The 14351-nt window shown below is 53.2% G+C and carries 14 protein-coding genes and 2 tRNA genes; 9 read left to right on the top strand and 7 right to left on the bottom strand.

The window, feature by feature from the left end; genetic code table 11:
* Positions 1–143: 143 nt before the first annotated feature.
* Positions 144–1661, top strand: coding sequence for a nitric oxide reductase transcriptional regulator NorR (gene norR, locus N0B36_RS12490; RefSeq protein ID WP_259688204.1), 1518 nt, complete (start codon positions 144–146; stop codon positions 1659–1661).
* On the opposite strand, the gene gutQ is transcribed toward norR, so the two are convergent.
* The 7 genes from gutQ to srlA all read right to left on the bottom strand — a co-directional run bounded on the left by gutQ (position 1658) and on the right by srlA (position 6747).
* A complete protein-coding gene (gene gutQ / locus N0B36_RS12485) occupies positions 1658–2623 on the bottom strand; it encodes an arabinose-5-phosphate isomerase GutQ (protein WP_046274841.1) in 966 nt (321 codons plus the stop codon). The two genes, norR and gutQ, sit on opposite strands and share 4 nt — an antisense overlap.
* The gene (locus tag N0B36_RS12480; protein WP_003037350.1) at positions 2616–3389 is read right to left on the bottom strand and encodes a DNA-binding transcriptional repressor; all 774 of its coding nucleotides are present in this window, start codon (positions 3387–3389) and stop codon (positions 2616–2618) included. Before N0B36_RS12480 ends, gutQ begins: the two co-directional genes overlap by 8 nt.
* Positions 3390–3585: 196 nt before the next feature.
* Positions 3586–3945 carry a transcriptional regulator GutM gene (gene gutM, locus N0B36_RS12475; RefSeq protein ID WP_016154172.1) on the bottom strand — a complete coding sequence of 120 codons (360 nt, stop codon included), beginning with the start codon at positions 3943–3945 and terminating at the stop codon, positions 3586–3588.
* A gap of 97 nt (positions 3946–4042) precedes the next feature.
* Positions 4043–4822, bottom strand: a complete 780-nt coding sequence (gene srlD, locus N0B36_RS12470) for a sorbitol-6-phosphate dehydrogenase (protein ID WP_003037345.1) — start codon at positions 4820–4822, stop codon at positions 4043–4045.
* A 17-nt stretch (positions 4823–4839) separates the two neighbouring features.
* Positions 4840–5202 carry a PTS glucitol/sorbitol transporter subunit IIA gene (gene srlB / locus N0B36_RS12465; RefSeq protein ID WP_047499452.1) on the bottom strand — a complete coding sequence of 121 codons (363 nt, stop codon included), beginning with the start codon at positions 5200–5202 and terminating at the stop codon, positions 4840–4842.
* A gap of 13 nt (positions 5203–5215) precedes the next feature.
* Positions 5216–6187, bottom strand: a complete 972-nt coding sequence (locus tag N0B36_RS12460; protein WP_016154170.1) for a PTS glucitol/sorbitol transporter subunit IIB — start codon at positions 6185–6187, stop codon at positions 5216–5218.
* Positions 6184–6747, bottom strand: a complete 564-nt coding sequence (gene srlA / locus N0B36_RS12455) for a PTS glucitol/sorbitol transporter subunit IIC (RefSeq protein ID WP_047499454.1) — start codon at positions 6745–6747, stop codon at positions 6184–6186. The genes N0B36_RS12460 and srlA overlap by 4 nt, the downstream gene beginning before the upstream one ends.
* A gap of 264 nt (positions 6748–7011) precedes the next feature.
* Between srlA and mltB the strand changes: the two genes are divergently transcribed.
* From mltB to N0B36_RS12415, 8 genes are all read left to right on the top strand, one after another.
* Positions 7012–8091, top strand: a complete 1080-nt coding sequence (gene mltB / locus N0B36_RS12450) for a lytic murein transglycosylase B (protein ID WP_032947148.1) — start codon at positions 7012–7014, stop codon at positions 8089–8091.
* 191 nt (positions 8092–8282) lie between these two features.
* On the top strand, positions 8283–8780 hold the full coding sequence (pncC, locus tag N0B36_RS12445; protein ID WP_016154167.1) for a nicotinamide-nucleotide amidase: 498 nt from the start codon (positions 8283–8285) through the stop codon (positions 8778–8780).
* A 92-nt stretch (positions 8781–8872) separates the two neighbouring features.
* Positions 8873–9937: a recombinase RecA gene (gene recA / locus N0B36_RS12440; RefSeq protein WP_016154166.1), complete on the top strand. Its 1065-nt coding sequence runs from the start codon at positions 8873–8875 to the stop codon at positions 9935–9937.
* A 69-nt stretch (positions 9938–10006) separates the two neighbouring features.
* Positions 10007–10507: a recombination regulator RecX gene (recX, locus tag N0B36_RS12435; protein WP_016154165.1), complete on the top strand. Its 501-nt coding sequence runs from the start codon at positions 10007–10009 to the stop codon at positions 10505–10507.
* A gap of 128 nt (positions 10508–10635) precedes the next feature.
* The gene (gene alaS / locus N0B36_RS12430; RefSeq protein WP_047499455.1) at positions 10636–13263 is read left to right on the top strand and encodes an alanine--tRNA ligase; all 2628 of its coding nucleotides are present in this window, start codon (positions 10636–10638) and stop codon (positions 13261–13263) included.
* Between the two features lie 238 nt (positions 13264–13501).
* Complete coding sequence (gene csrA, locus N0B36_RS12425) at positions 13502–13687, top strand: carbon storage regulator CsrA (protein ID WP_000906486.1); 186 nt, start codon at positions 13502–13504, stop codon at positions 13685–13687.
* 336 nt (positions 13688–14023) lie between these two features.
* Positions 14024–14116, top strand: a tRNA-Ser gene (locus tag N0B36_RS12420).
* Positions 14117–14119: 3 nt separating this feature from the next.
* Positions 14120–14196 (top strand) — tRNA-Arg (locus N0B36_RS12415).
* Positions 14197–14351: the final 155 nt, after the last annotated feature.

The raw sequence follows: 14351 nt of genomic DNA, 5'->3' as shown, positions 1-14351 counted from the left end.
TTATTGCAGGTTACGTGCCAACTTTTTATTTTGTTGATTTTAAAGGTTTTGTTTTTTAATGCCTATAAGGTGGTAGTCAAAATGACTATTCATTTTATTGTCAATATGACAATATGAATTGTCAAAATGACAATGAGGTCGTCATGAGTTTTTCCGTAGACGTGCTGGCGGGTATCGCCATTGAATTACAAAGCGGTATTGGACATCAGGACCGTTTTCAACGCCTGATAACCACCTTGCGTCAGGTGTTGGAGTGCGACGCGTCGGCATTGCTGCGCTATGAGTCGCGACAGTTTATTCCGCTGGCGATCGATGGGCTGGCGCAGGACGTTCTCGGCAGGCGCTTTACCCTGGAAGGGCATCCTCGTCTGGAGGCGATTGCCCGCGCCGGGGACGTGGTTCGTTTCCCTGCCGACAGCGATTTGCCAGACCCTTACGATGGGCTGATTCCGGGCCAGGAGAGCCTGAAGGTACACGCCTGCATTGGCTTACCGCTGTTCGCCGGTCAAAATCTGATTGGCGCGTTAACGCTGGATGGCATGGAGCCCGATCAATTCGATGTTTTCAGCGATGAAGAGCTTAGGCTGATTGCCGCGCTGGCGGCGGGCGCGCTGAGCAATGCGCTGCTGATTGAACAACTGGAAAGCCAGAATATGTTGCCGGGCTCGTCGACGGCCTTCGAGCAGGTGACTGAAACCCAAATGATTGGCCTGTCGCCCAATATGCTGCAGTTGAAAAAAGAGATTGAGATTGTGGCGGGATCCGATCTCAACGTACTGATTAGCGGCGAAACGGGGACCGGGAAGGAGCTGGTAGCTAAGGCTATCCATGAAGGTTCGCCGCGCGCGGTGAATCCGCTGGTGTATCTGAACTGCGCGGCGTTGCCGGAAACCGTAGCGGAAAGTGAGCTGTTTGGTCACGTAAAAGGCGCCTTTACCGGGGCTATCAGCAATCGTAGCGGTAAGTTTGAAATGGCTGACAATGGGACGCTGTTTCTCGATGAGATTGGCGAGCTCTCGCTGGCGTTACAGGCTAAGTTGCTACGTGTGTTGCAGTACGGCGATATTCAGCGTGTGGGTGACGATCGCAGCCTGCGCGTGGATGTTCGGGTGCTGGCGGCAACGAACCGTGATTTACGGGAAGAGGTGCTGGCCGGGAATTTCCGTGCGGATTTGTTCCACCGTCTGAGCGTCTTTCCCCTTTCCGTACCGCCCCTTCGTGAACGCGGCGAAGATGTGGTGCTGCTGGCCGGTTATTTTTGCGAACAATGTCGGCTGCGGCTGGGACTTTCCCGCGTGGTGTTAAGTCCCGGCGCGCGTAGTCATCTGTTGAATTACGGCTGGCCCGGGAACGTGCGTGAGCTGGAGCATGCCATTCACCGGGCGGTTGTTCTGGCAAGGTCCACCAGGGCAGGGGATGAAGTGGTGCTTGAGGCGCAGCATTTTGCCCTGCAGGATGAAACCCCGGCTCCCCAGGCAGAGGTTGTTGCGGAGATCCCGCAGCATCGCAACCTGCGTGAGGCAACGGAGTCATTCCAGCGGGAGATGATCCGCCGGGCGTTGGCGCAAAATAATCACAGTTGGGCGGCAAGTGCGCGGGCGCTGGAAACAGACGTCGCCAACCTGCACCGGCTGGCGAAACGTCTGGGGCTGAAGGATTAGAGAATACCTGCCTGATAGAAATCCTGCAGGTTGATAGCACCGGTGAGTTTACCGTTTTCATCTACCACCGGTGCGGCAGTGATTTTGCGCTTCATCAGGATCTCTTTGGCGTCAATGGCGCGGCTCTGGGCCTGCAGCGTAATGCCATTATGGGTCATTGCTTCGCTAACCTGAGTGGTGAGCGCTCCGCCGCCAACCAGCCAGCGGCGCAGGTCGCCGTCGGTAAAGACGCCTTTCACCAGCGACTCGTCGTCGCAGACTGCCACCAGGCCAAGACCCGTACGGCTTAGTTCCAGCATCGCGTCCATGACGCTGGTGGTGAGCGTCACCTGCGGAATGGCATCGTCACGGCGCATCAGATGATGCACTTTATTTAACAGACGAGCGCCCAGCGCACCCGCCGGATGCGAGCGGGCAAAATCTTCTTCGTTAAAGCCGCGCGCCTGCATCACGGCGATTGCCAACGCGTCGCCCATCATCAGAGTGTTCACGGTACTGGAAGTCGGTGCCAGGCGCATCGGACAGGCTTCACGCTCAACGGAAATATCCAGCACGGCTTTGGCTGCCAGACCCAGCGGTGAGGTCGGTTTTCCGGTCATTGCCAGCAGAGCGACGGATTTGTCTTCCAGGCGCGGAATGATGAGATCCAGTTCTTTTGCGCCGCCGGAGTAGGAAATAAACAGCATGACATCACGGCTTTCAATCATCCCTAAGTCGCCGTGCAGCGCTTCAGCCGGATGCACAAAAAAGGCGGGCGTGCCGGTACTGGCGAGGGTCGCTGCTATTTTTTTGCCAATATGGCCTGATTTGCCAATCCCGGAGACAATCACTTTGCCTTCGCAGTGGATGATAGTATTGGCGGCGCGGACAAAATCATCGCCCAGTCGTTCAGGCAGTCGGCTGGCTTCCTGTAGCTCCAGCATTAACGTCTGACGGCCCGCGTTCAGTAGTGCATCACTCATTGGTTTCTCCGGTTATGATCACTTCAATCCCTTTTGCTTCCAGCGCCTGACGAAACGCTGGGTCGATACCCGCATCGGTAATCAGCTTGTCGACGCTTTCCAGACTGCACACAACATTGGGGCTTTTGCGCCCAAATTTTGACGAGTCAGCCATCAGAATCACTTCGCGAGCGGCATTGCACATCGCTTTACTGACGCTAAACACCTCATTAAAGGTGGTCACGCCGGCATTGAGGTCAATGCCGTCGGTGCCCATGAAGAGTTTATCAAAGCTGAACTGCTCAAAGGCGTTTTCTGCCAGCTGACCGTGAAATGACGCAGATTTTTTGCGAAAGGTCCCGCCGGGCATCAGGATAGTTTGCTCGTTGTCCAGCTCTGAAAGGGCGTTAACAATGTGCAGACTGTTGGTCATGACGGTGATGTTGCTAAAGCGGGTGAGCATCGGCACCATCTGCAATACGGTGCTGCCCGCATCCAGAATAATCGAGTCGCCATCGTGAATAAAACGGACGGCGGCTTCGGCAATCTGCTCTTTTTTATGCGTATTGATTAGCGTTTTGTGATCGATTGGCGGGTCGGATTCGTCTTTATTTAATACCACGCCGCCATAGGTACGAATGACGGTTCCGGCATTCTCCAGAATGACCAGGTCTTTGCGAATGGTCGTGCCGGTTGTGTCAAAGTAGTGGGCCAGTTCTTCAACCGAGCATTTCCCCTGCTTTTGCAGGTGCTCCAGTATGGCTGCCTGTCGCTGACGAGGTTTCATAGGCGTGATTACCCTGACTTATATATACCCGTCATACTTCAAGCTGCATGTGTGTTGGCTTTCCTCGCTCACCCTAGTCACGTACTTATGTACGCTCCTGGGGATTCGCTGCGTCGCCGCCTTCCTGCAACTCGAATTATTTAGGGTATAGGTTGCAAAATGATAATTTCGCAAGCTATTAGCATTCACAACGAAATTACCCATGTTTCAGTTTAAGCGCCAATGATAGTGCATTCTGCGCTAACGGATCATGGGGAAAGATCACATCAGGCTGTAAATCATCAAGATGTTTGCCCATTATCGTGGCAATTTTACCGGGCCTGGCAAATACAGTAAGACCTTTCATAAATAACGAATCGGTAACCCGCTGCTGCTCATCCAGCGCGATGGCGACCACCACGCGGGGTTTAAACCGTCCACCGGAACGACCTACGCCAACCCGACCCCGCTGGCAGAGTTGATCAAACGCCCGGTTAAAGCGGGATATTTGCCAGCCACCGAGCGCCAGTTGCAGGCACCAGGCGATAGCGGCGACGGTAATCAGTGCGGAAACCATAATGTGCTCCTTTGATTTTGCCGGATGGTGGCTGTGCCTTATCCGACCATGTGTGTGTAGGCCCGGTAAGCGCAGCGCCACCGGGCAATCATGTTTCTTAGAACATCACCTGACCACCGGTCACGTTAATGGACTGACCGGTGCAGTAAGAGGCTTTCGGGCTGGCGTAAAACAGCAGCATGTTCAGCACGTCCTGATAATCGCAGCCGCGCTTAAGCGGAACCTTATCAATGTAGTACTGCTCGACTTCGTCTGGCTTAAGGCCAAGCTTGGTCGCATATTGCGGTAATAATGACTGAAACATCGGTGATTTCAGCAGATTGCCGAGCATCAGTGAATGCACGGTGATCCCGTATTCCGCCAGATCCAGCGCCAGCGACTGGGTTAAACCTACGCCGCCAAATTTTGCCGCGCTATAGCCTGAGTTGTGTTTACTGCCCACTTTCCCTGATTTGGAGTTGATCTGGATAATGCGTCCCTGGACGCCATCGCGGATCATCAGGCGTGAAAATTCACGTGCGCAGAGGAAGTAGCCGACCAGATTCACCTGCAGTGAGCGGTCGAAATCCCCAAGCTGAAAGTCGCTGATAAACGCGGCTTTAGCGATACCCGCGCTGTAAACCAGCAGATCGACGCGGCCAAATATTTCATCCACTCCGCGCGACAGCGCCAGCACACTCTGTTCGCTGGTGGCATCAGCGCCAAAACCGTAGGCGGTGCCTTCGCCAAACTCGGCGTTAATTTCCTGCGCGACGTTGGCGGCTTTATCGCTTTGGATATCCACCACCGCGACGCGGTACCCTTCTGTCGCAAGCCCACGGCAAAGGAATGCCCCCAGGGTCTGGCCTCCACCAATGACAACGGCAACCTGATTCATCTTTATCTCCTTCAATCTTAAGCAATAAACTTCAAAATACAGCCCGGTGCGATACCGTCCGGTACGGGGCCCGCAACGTGTACGGTGCCGGGAAATTCCGCTTCACTCAGTCCGTCAAAACGCAGAGTGATATGCCCCAGTTCACGTAAGTTTTGTTCCGCCACGCTGCCAACGGCTGTGACCGGGTAGTGATGCTGGCCTAGCTCAAATTGGATCCCAGCCAGCAAAGAGCCGTTCAGCTCCCCATGGCAATGGATGAAGCAAAATTCTTCGATATCCGCAGGCGCGCCTTCACGAAAGGTAATTAGCATCTGGTCGCAGAGTGCATCCGGGGCGCTCTGGCCGATGCGGGTGATGGTGGTTTCATAAATCACGGTCATTTTTGAGTGCCTCTTATTGGTAAATAAAGCCGGAAACAAACCAGGCGATGAGAACGGTCGGTGCGCCGGTCAGAAAACGACTCACCAGTACGGATGGCACACCAACGCGGACCGTGTCCTGGCGCGCTTCGGCTAGCGACAATCCGACTGGAATAAAGTCGCATGCCGCCTGGGCGTTAATGGCGAACAAGGCAGGTAGCGCCAGATGCGGAGGAATGTTCCCCAAACCAATCTGTACGCCGATCAGGACGCCGATAACCTGGGCGATGACCGCACCAGGGCCGAGGAAAGGGGACAGCAGCGGGAAAGAGCAGATCAGCGCCAGGGTTACCAGCCCCAGCGGATGGCTGGCCAGCGGTGCGAGTCCATGGGCAATCCAGTCCCCCAGGCCAGACGCCATAATGATGCCGATCAGCGCCGAGACGAACGCCATAAACGGCAGAATGGTTTTCAGGACGGTATCGATAGTGTCTCGCCCGGCCTGAAACAGAACCGCAACGGCTGAACCCATTCCCATGCCGACTTTTGCCAACAGACCGTCGCTTTGTTCGGTAATTTTCTTGCTGGTGTCGTACTCGCGACCCATCGTGCTGTTTGCAGGCGTTGGCGCAGCGGATGCTTCACCGATAACGGTAATGTTTTCTTCTTTCACGCCAGAGACATAGATATCTTCGATAATATATTGGGCCAGCGGACCGGATTTACCCGTCGCGTGAATATTCACTGTTGGTATACGGCGTTTTGGATAGATCCCGCAGCGCAGCGTGCCGCCGCAGTCGATGATCGCCACGCCAATTTCGTTCTCTGGCGGCTCGCCTTCTTTGAAGCCATCAACGGCCTGCCAACCTGTCAGGCTGGCTATCCTGTCGACTATTGCGGGGCGAGTCCCTGCGGTGATATAGACAATTTTCTTGCCTGGCACGGCATCCAGTTCAAGCGGGCCGCCCCAGCCGCCGGTGCCTTTTTCAATACGAATACGCGTCATGATGCTACTCCCGCCAGATGTACTTTCTGCTCAAGTTGAATACCCATTTTTTTCTCAAAGATGGTGGTGGTGAAATCGGTCACCCAGCCGCGGAAGAAGTTGGTCACCAGGCCGACCAGCAAATAGCTCACCGCCAGCGGGCCGAGCGGAAGACCCAGCGTGGTCAGTCCGCTGGCGATCCCCAGATAGACGAACAGCTCACCGGGGTTGATGTGGGGAAATAAGCCGTTCATTGAATGGCAGCTGTAAGAGGCGGCTGCGTAGTAGCTGGGCTTGAACTTTTCCGGCATAAAGCGGCCCAGGCTCAGCGTCATAGGATTACAAAACACAAATGTGCCGATGCACGGCAGCAGTAGATAGCGGGACAGCGGGTTTCCGGCGCAGCGCTGGGCAAAACGTTCAATACGTTGCTGACCGATAAAGTTAATCAGCGCATTCATGATGACCAGCAGACTGATCAGCAGAGGCAGAATACCGGTCACCATGCCGGTAAACACCTCTCCGCCTTTCTGGAACAATCCGATAAACCACTCAGCACCGAGTGTGATGGTGTCGATCATTATTCTCTCCTGTAGGGGTTTTAGTTATCTTGCCAAACGGTAACTAATTTTAATCAGATCGAAAGATTTAAAAGTGTTATTTTGATCGCAAAATGAAAGATAAATATTTTAATTTGAAAGATTGTGCGTGAGAACGCGCAAATGTGCCGGTCAGGAGTGCAAGAGGGGAGAAATTCTGTGAAGGAGAGCGACTACTGCTTCCTTGTGTGGCGGAGGATGCTTTACCATACTTCTCCCAGGCTGAATTTGTTTAATGGATGTCTCATGTTCAAGCGTCGTTATGTAGCGTTACTGCCCCTTTTTGTATTGCTTGCTGCTTGTAGCAGCAAACCTAAACCTTCAGAGACTCAAACGACTACGGGTACGCCATCCGGCGGCTTCCTGCTTGAGCCACAGCACAATGTCATGCAAACGGGCGGCGATTTTGCCAATAATCCAAACGCGCAGCAGTTCATCGAGAAAATGGTGAACAAGCACGGCTTTGACCGCCAGCAGCTGCAGGAGATCCTGTCGCAGGCCAAGCGTCTGGACTCGGTATTGCGTTTGATGGACCGTCAGGCGCCGACGACTCAACCGCCAGCCGGACCTAACGGTGCATGGCTGCGGTATCGTAAACAGTTCATCACTCCGGATAACGTACAAAACGGTGTGGCCTTCTGGAACCAATATGAAGATGCGCTGAACCGTGCATGGCAGGTCTACGGCGTACCGCCGGAAATTATCGTTGGCATTATTGGCGTAGAGACTCGCTGGGGCCGCGTGATGGGTAAAACGCGGATTCTGGATGCGTTAGCGACGTTGTCGTTTAACTATCCTCGTCGTGCGGAATATTTCTCTGGTGAACTGGAAACCTTCCTGCTAATGGCGCGAGATGAAAGCGACGATCCGCTCGATTTGAAAGGTTCTTTCGCAGGGGCGATGGGCTACGGCCAATTTATGCCATCTTCCTATAAGCAATATGCCGTTGATTTCAATGGCGATGGTCACATTAACCTGTGGGATCCGGTTGATGCTATCGGTAGCGTGGCGAACTATTTCAAAGGCCACGGTTGGGTGAAAGGCGATACGGTCGCGGTTCCGGCGAATGGCCAGGCGCCTGGGCTGGCGAACGGCTTTAAAACCCAGTACAGCATTTCTCAACTTGCCGCCGCGGGCCTGACGCCGCAGCAGTCTCTGGGTAATCATCAGCAGGCCAGCCTGCTGCGACTGGATATCGGTACCGGTTATCAGTATTGGTATGGACTGCCGAACTTCTACACCATCACCCGCTATAACCACAGTACCCACTATGCAATGGCCGTGTGGCAATTGGGTCAGGCGGTCGCGCTGGCGCGCGTGCAGTAATCATTTATTATCGGTCTACAGGGGCAATCCCTTGTAGACCGAATAGGCTATCCTGGTGCGTTATCCGGTACTCTTTTGAATGCGGTTTATCTATTTTCTGAATGCCCCTCGTAAAATTGTCTCCTCATCCCCATCTTGGTTATGAAAGTGCTATCTTGTCCGGCATATTTTTTTAACTGACAGAGGCTGAAATGACCGACAGTGAACTGATGCAGTTAAGCGAGCAGGTTGGCCTGGCGTTGAAAGCGCGCGGGGCAACCGTGACGACGGCAGAATCCTGCACTGGCGGCTGGGTAGCCAAAGCAATTACGGATATTGCCGGCAGCTCCGCCTGGTTTGAGCGCGGGTTTGTGACCTACAGCAATGAAGCCAAAGCGCAGATGATTGGCGTGCGCGAAGAGACGCTGGTCCAGCATGGGGCGGTGAGCGAACCTGTGGTGGTGGAGATGGCGATTGGCGCGCTAAAAGCGGCCCGCGCGCATTTCGCTGTTTCGATTAGCGGCATTGCGGGGCCAGATGGCGGCAGTGAAGAAAAGCCCGTGGGGACGGTATGGTTCGCTTTTGCCAGCGCGAGCGGCGAGGGGATTACTCGCCGGGAATGCTTCAGCGGCGATCGCGATGCGGTACGTCGACAGGCGACCGCCTACGCGTTACAAACCCTGTGGCAACAATTTCTACAAAACACTTGATACTGTATGAGCATACAGTATAATTGCCCCAACAGAACATTATCTATCACGTTTCGCGGTTTAACCCGAAAGCGGCATGACAGGAGTAATTAATGGCTATCGACGAAAACAAACAGAAAGCGTTGGCGGCAGCGCTGGGTCAGATCGAAAAGCAATTCGGTAAAGGCTCCATCATGCGCCTGGGTGAAGACCGTTCCATGGATGTGGAAACCATCTCCACTGGTTCGCTTTCTCTGGATATCGCATTGGGCGCGGGCGGTTTGCCAATGGGCCGTATCGTTGAAATCTACGGGCCTGAATCTTCCGGTAAAACGACGCTGACCCTGCAGGTTATTGCTGCCGCCCAGCGCGAAGGTAAAACCTGTGCGTTCATCGATGCGGAACACGCACTGGATCCCGTCTATGCGCGCAAGCTTGGCGTTGATATCGACAACCTGCTGTGCTCTCAGCCTGATACCGGTGAACAAGCGCTGGAAATCTGTGATGCGCTGGCGCGCTCCGGTGCGGTTGACGTTATCGTTGTCGACTCCGTTGCCGCATTGACGCCGAAGGCAGAAATCGAAGGCGAGATTGGTGACTCTCACATGGGCCTTGCGGCACGTATGATGAGCCAGGCCATGCGTAAGCTGGCCGGTAACCTGAAGCAGTCCAACACGCTACTGATTTTCATCAACCAGATCCGTATGAAGATTGGCGTTATGTTCGGTAACCCGGAAACCACCACCGGTGGTAACGCCCTGAAATTCTATGCTTCTGTTCGCCTGGATATCCGTCGTATTGGCGCGGTGAAAGAAGGCGACAACGTGGTTGGTAGCGAAACCCGTGTTAAGGTCGTGAAAAACAAAATTGCAGCGCCGTTCAAACAGGCTGAATTCCAGATTCTTTACGGTGAAGGTATCAACTTCTACGGCGAACTGGTTGATTTGGGCGTGAAAGAGAAGCTGATTGAAAAAGCCGGTGCATGGTACAGCTACAACGGTGAGAAAATTGGTCAGGGTAAAGCGAATGCCACTAACTGGCTGAAGGAAAACCCGGCAACTGCGAAGGAAATTGAGAAGAAAGTACGCGAGTTACTGCTCAATAACCCGGATTCAAAACCAGACTTCTCTGTTGATGACAGCGGTGAAGATGTAAAAGAAACGAACGAAGATTTCTGATAATCTGACGTTATCGCACATAGAAGGGCTGCATACCATGCAGCCCTTTTCCATTTCTGAAGGCTCACTATGACAGAAGCAACTTCCCGCCGCTCCGCTTATTCCCGACTTCTTGACCGCGCTGTACGTATACTGGCGATGCGCGATCACAGCGAGCAGGAACTGCGGCGTAAGCTGGCCGCTCCGGTGATGGGAAAAAATGGACCGGAAGACATTGATGCAACGCCGGAGGATTACGACAAGGTCATCGCCTGGTGTATTGAAAGTCGTTATCTGGATGATGACCGCTTCGTTCAGCAATTTATCTCCAGCCGTAGCCGTAAAGGTTATGGACCCGCGCGTGTGCGTCAGGAATTAAACCAAAAAGGGATTTCGCGGGAAGCCGTTGAACGAGCCATGCGCGAGTGTGAAATTGACTGGGCAGCACTTGCGCGCGCGCAGGCCATTCGTAAATATGGAGAACCTTTACCTGTAGATTTTTCAGATAAGGTAAAGGTCCAGCGCTTTTTGCTCTACCGTGGCTATCTGATGGAAGATATTCAGGCAATATGGCGAAATTTTGACGATTGAGCGCATACGGGATTTTACTTCCCAGTAAAGAAAACTTATCTTATTCCCACTTTTCGATTGCCAGAGGCGCAGTTTACGTGCCGATGCTGGTAATGACATTTCGTTAGCTTGATTTCTTCAGGATAATTATGAGCAAGAGCACCGCTGAGATCCGTCAGGCGTTTCTCGATTTTTTCCATAGTAAAGGACATCAGGTAGTTGCCAGCAGCTCCCTGGTACCGAACAATGACCCTACTTTGTTGTTTACCAACGCCGGGATGAACCAGTTCAAGGATGTGTTCCTTGGCCTCGACAAGCGTAATTATTCCCGCGCAACCACCTCGCAGCGTTGCGTGCGTGCGGGCGGTAAGCACAACGACCTGGAAAACGTCGGTTACACTGCACGTCACCATACTTTCTTCGAAATGCTGGGCAACTTCAGCTTCGGCGATTATTTCAAACATGATGCTATTCAATACGCATGGGAACTGCTGACCGGTGAAAACTGGTTTGCCCTGCCAAAAGAGCGTCTGTGGGTCACCGTCTATGAAACTGACGATGAAGCCTATGAAATCTGGGAAAAAGAAGTCGGCATTCCGCGCGAACGTATCATCCGTATCGGTGATAACAAAGGCGCGGCTTATGCTTCCGACAACTTCTGGCAGATGGGTGATACCGGCCCTTGCGGTCCGTGCACCGAAATTTTCTACGACCATGGCGACCACATTTGGGGTGGCCCTCCGGGAAGCGCAGAAGAAGATGGCGATCGCTACATTGAGATCTGGAACATCGTCTTCATGCAGTTCAACCGTCAGGCTGACGGTACCATGGAACCGCTGCCGAAGCCGTCCGTGGATACCGGTATGGGCCTTGAGCGTATTGCGGCCGTGCTGCAACACGTTAACTCCAACTATGAAATCGACCTGTTCCGTTCACTGATTGAGTCCGTGGCGAAAGTCACCGGCGCGACCGATCTGAGCAACAAGTCGCTGCGTGTTATCGCTGACCATATCCGCTCCTGTGCATTCCTGATTGCCGATGGCGTTGTCCCGTCGAATGAAAACCGTGGTTATGTGCTGCGTCGTATCATTCGTCGCGCGGTACGTCATGGCAACATGCTGGGCGCGAAGGATACCTTCTTCTACAAGCTGGTTGGTCCGCTGGTGGACGTCATGGGCTCCGCAGGTGAAGAACTGAAGCGTCAGCAGGCTATGGTTGAGCAGGTTCTGAAAACCGAAGAAGAGCAGTTTGCGCGTACACTGGAGCGTGGTCTGGCGCTGCTGGATGAAGAACTGGCAAAACTGTCCGGTGATACACTGGATGGCGAAACCGCATTCCGTCTGTATGACACCTACGGTTTCCCGGTTGACCTGACGGCGGACGTTTGCCGCGAGCGCAACATTAAGGTTGACGAAGCGGGCTTTGAAGCTGCAATGGAAGAACAGCGCCGTCGCGCGCGTGAAGCCAGCGGCTTCGGCGCAGACTACAATGCGATGATTCGTGTTGATGGCGCCTCTGAATTTAAAGGCTACGAACACCTGGAACTGAACGGCAAAGTGACCGCGCTGTTTGTTGATGGTAAAGCGGTAGACGCAATTAACGCAGGTCAGGACGCAGTTGTCGTCCTGGATCAGACTCCGTTCTATGCGGAATCTGGTGGTCAGGTTGGCGACAAGGGTGAACTGAAAGGCGCAGGCTTCGCGTTTGCCGTGAGCGACACGCAGAAATATGGCCAGGCCATTGGTCACATCGGTAAGCTGTCTGCGGGTTCTCTGAAAATTGGCGATGCAGTACAGGCTGATGTTGATGAAACTCGTCGTGCGCGCATTCGCTTGAACCACTCCGCAACGCACCTGATGCACGCGGCGCTGCGCCAGGTACTGGGCACGCATGTGGCACAGAAAGGCTCGTTGGTTAACGATAAAGTGCTGCGCTTCGACTTCTCTCATACTGAAGCTATGAAGCCTGCTGAAATCCGTGCCGTTGAAGATCTGGTGAATGCGCAAATTCGTCGCAACCTGCCGATTGAAACGAACATCATGGATCTCGAAGCGGCGAAAGCCAAAGGCGCAATGGCGCTGTTTGGCGAGAAATATGACGACCACGTGCGTGTTCTGAGCATGGGTGATTTCTCTACCGAACTGTGTGGTGGTACTCATGCCAGCCGTACGGGTGATATCGGTCTGTTCCGTATTGTGTCTGAGTCAGGCACTGCGGCGGGCGTTCGTCGTATCGAAGCTGTGACCGGTGAAGGCGCTATCCAAACCGTGCATGCTGAGAGCGATCGCTTAAGCGATATTGCGCAGCTGCTGAAAGGCGATAGCCAGAATATTGGTGACAAAGTTCGTTCCGTGCTGGAGCGTACGCGTCAACTCGAAAAAGAATTGCAGCAATTGAAGGAACAGGCTGCGGCGCAGGAGAGTGCAAATCTCTCCAGCAAAGCGGTTGATATCAATGGCGTGAAGCTGCTGGTCAGCGAACTCGCGGACGTTGAGCCGAAAATGTTGCGTACCATGGTTGATGATCTGAAAAATCAACTGGGGTCTACCGTTATCGTTCTGGCAACGGTAGTGGAAGGTAAGGTTTCTCTGATTGCGGGTGTGTCTAAGGACGTGACAGATCGCGTGAAAGCAGGGGAACTGGTTGGAATGGTCGCTCAGCAGGTAGGCGGTAAGGGTGGTGGTCGTCCGGACATGGCGCAAGCCGGTGGTACGGATGCTGCGGCTCTGCCAGCAGCGTTAGCCAGTGTGAAAGGCTGGGTCAGCGCAAAACTGTAATAATTATAAGCGTAAGTCGACGCTGCGGACTTCAATCCGCAGCGTTTGTATCAACGCTATCGACAACGATAAAGTCAGGTTGAAGTTGTGTATATCGGCTAAACTTAGGTTTAACAGAATGTGATGCCGTGACTGCTTACACTTAGGTGTTTGTCATCGCTTACTTTTTGGCGTTATATGATGGATAATGCCGGGATACAGAGAGACCCGACTCTTTTAATCTTTCAAGGAGCAAAGAATGCTGATTCTGACTCGTCGAGTTGGTGAGACCCTCATGATAGGCGATGAGGTCACCGTGACAGTTTTAGGGGTGAAGGGCAACCAGGTGCGCATTGGCGTAAACGCCCCGAAAGAAGTTTCTGTCCATCGTGAAGAGATCTACCAGCGTATCCAGGCTGAAAAATCCCAGCAGTCCAGTTACTAAGGTTTTCGCGTCTCACCTTTCTGGTGAGGCGCAACCTGATTGAATTATCCCTTTTCTTCTCTTTTCTTCTTCGTCTTCCTCATTTTTTCGATTCTCATCCGCGTATTGCCTTTCCCTGCGATTTTTCCGTTTGTTCATTGCCTCAGGAAATTGCCAATTTATCTGTTGATAAAACACTCTTTTTGCCGTTTTTGCAGACTAATTGCGCGTGAAATGTGCAAACGATAAAAGCGCTGGAAAAATTGTTTGACTTATAAGTCCCAGAAAGTAATATGTGCGCCACGCAGCGACGATGAGCAGAAACAAGTTCTTCGAAGCACTCGCAAGAGGCGTGTTGGTGAGGTGGCCGAGAGGCTGAAGGCGCTCCCCTGCTAAGGGAGTATGCGGTCAAAAGCTGCATCCGGGGTTCGAATCCCCGCCTCACCGCCATTTGCATCCGTAGCTCAGCTGGATAGAGTACTCGGCTACGAACCGAGCGGTCGGAGGTTCGAATCCTCCCGGATGCACCATCTTCTCTGCAATAGCGCATTAGCGTTGTTACAGAAAATCGATATCACTTTAGCAGCGATATCAAATCTGCAGTAAGTAAGTTTCCCTGATGCATCCGTAGCTCAGCTGGATAGAGTACTCGGCTACGAACCGAGCGGTCGGAGGTTCGAATCCT

Source organism: Citrobacter sp. XY323, from assembly GCF_025106035.1.
GTDB lineage: Bacteria > Pseudomonadota > Gammaproteobacteria > Enterobacterales > Enterobacteriaceae > Citrobacter > Citrobacter braakii.
This window is presented reverse-complemented; position numbering and strand designations above follow the sequence as displayed.

Excerpts from the sequence above, each read along its gene's own strand:
- N0B36_RS12480 (WP_003037350.1), bottom strand. The coding sequence starts at position 3,389 with ATGAAACCTCGTCAGCGACAGGCAGCCATACTGGAGCACCTGCAAAAG.
- gutQ (WP_046274841.1), bottom strand. The coding sequence starts at position 2,623 with ATGAGTGATGCACTACTGAACGCGGGCCGTCAGACGTTAATGCTGGAG.
- N0B36_RS12460 (WP_016154170.1), bottom strand. The coding sequence starts at position 6,187 with ATGACGCGTATTCGTATTGAAAAAGGCACCGGCGGCTGGGGCGGCCCG.
- srlB (WP_047499452.1), bottom strand. The coding sequence starts at position 5,202 with ATGACCGTGATTTATGAAACCACCATCACCCGCATCGGCCAGAGCGCC.
- recA (WP_016154166.1), top strand. The coding sequence starts at position 8,873 with ATGGCTATCGACGAAAACAAACAGAAAGCGTTGGCGGCAGCGCTGGGT.
- srlD (WP_003037345.1), bottom strand. The coding sequence starts at position 4,822 with ATGAATCAGGTTGCCGTTGTCATTGGTGGAGGCCAGACCCTGGGGGCA.
- csrA (WP_000906486.1), top strand. The coding sequence starts at position 13,502 with ATGCTGATTCTGACTCGTCGAGTTGGTGAGACCCTCATGATAGGCGAT.
- mltB (WP_032947148.1), top strand. The coding sequence starts at position 7,012 with ATGTTCAAGCGTCGTTATGTAGCGTTACTGCCCCTTTTTGTATTGCTT.
- alaS (WP_047499455.1), top strand. The coding sequence starts at position 10,636 with ATGAGCAAGAGCACCGCTGAGATCCGTCAGGCGTTTCTCGATTTTTTC.
- pncC (WP_016154167.1), top strand. The coding sequence starts at position 8,283 with ATGACCGACAGTGAACTGATGCAGTTAAGCGAGCAGGTTGGCCTGGCG.
- recX (WP_016154165.1), top strand. The coding sequence starts at position 10,007 with ATGACAGAAGCAACTTCCCGCCGCTCCGCTTATTCCCGACTTCTTGAC.
- gutM (WP_016154172.1), bottom strand. The coding sequence starts at position 3,945 with ATGGTTTCCGCACTGATTACCGTCGCCGCTATCGCCTGGTGCCTGCAA.
- srlA (WP_047499454.1), bottom strand. The coding sequence starts at position 6,747 with ATGATCGACACCATCACACTCGGTGCTGAGTGGTTTATCGGATTGTTC.
- norR (WP_259688204.1), top strand. The coding sequence starts at position 144 with ATGAGTTTTTCCGTAGACGTGCTGGCGGGTATCGCCATTGAATTACAA.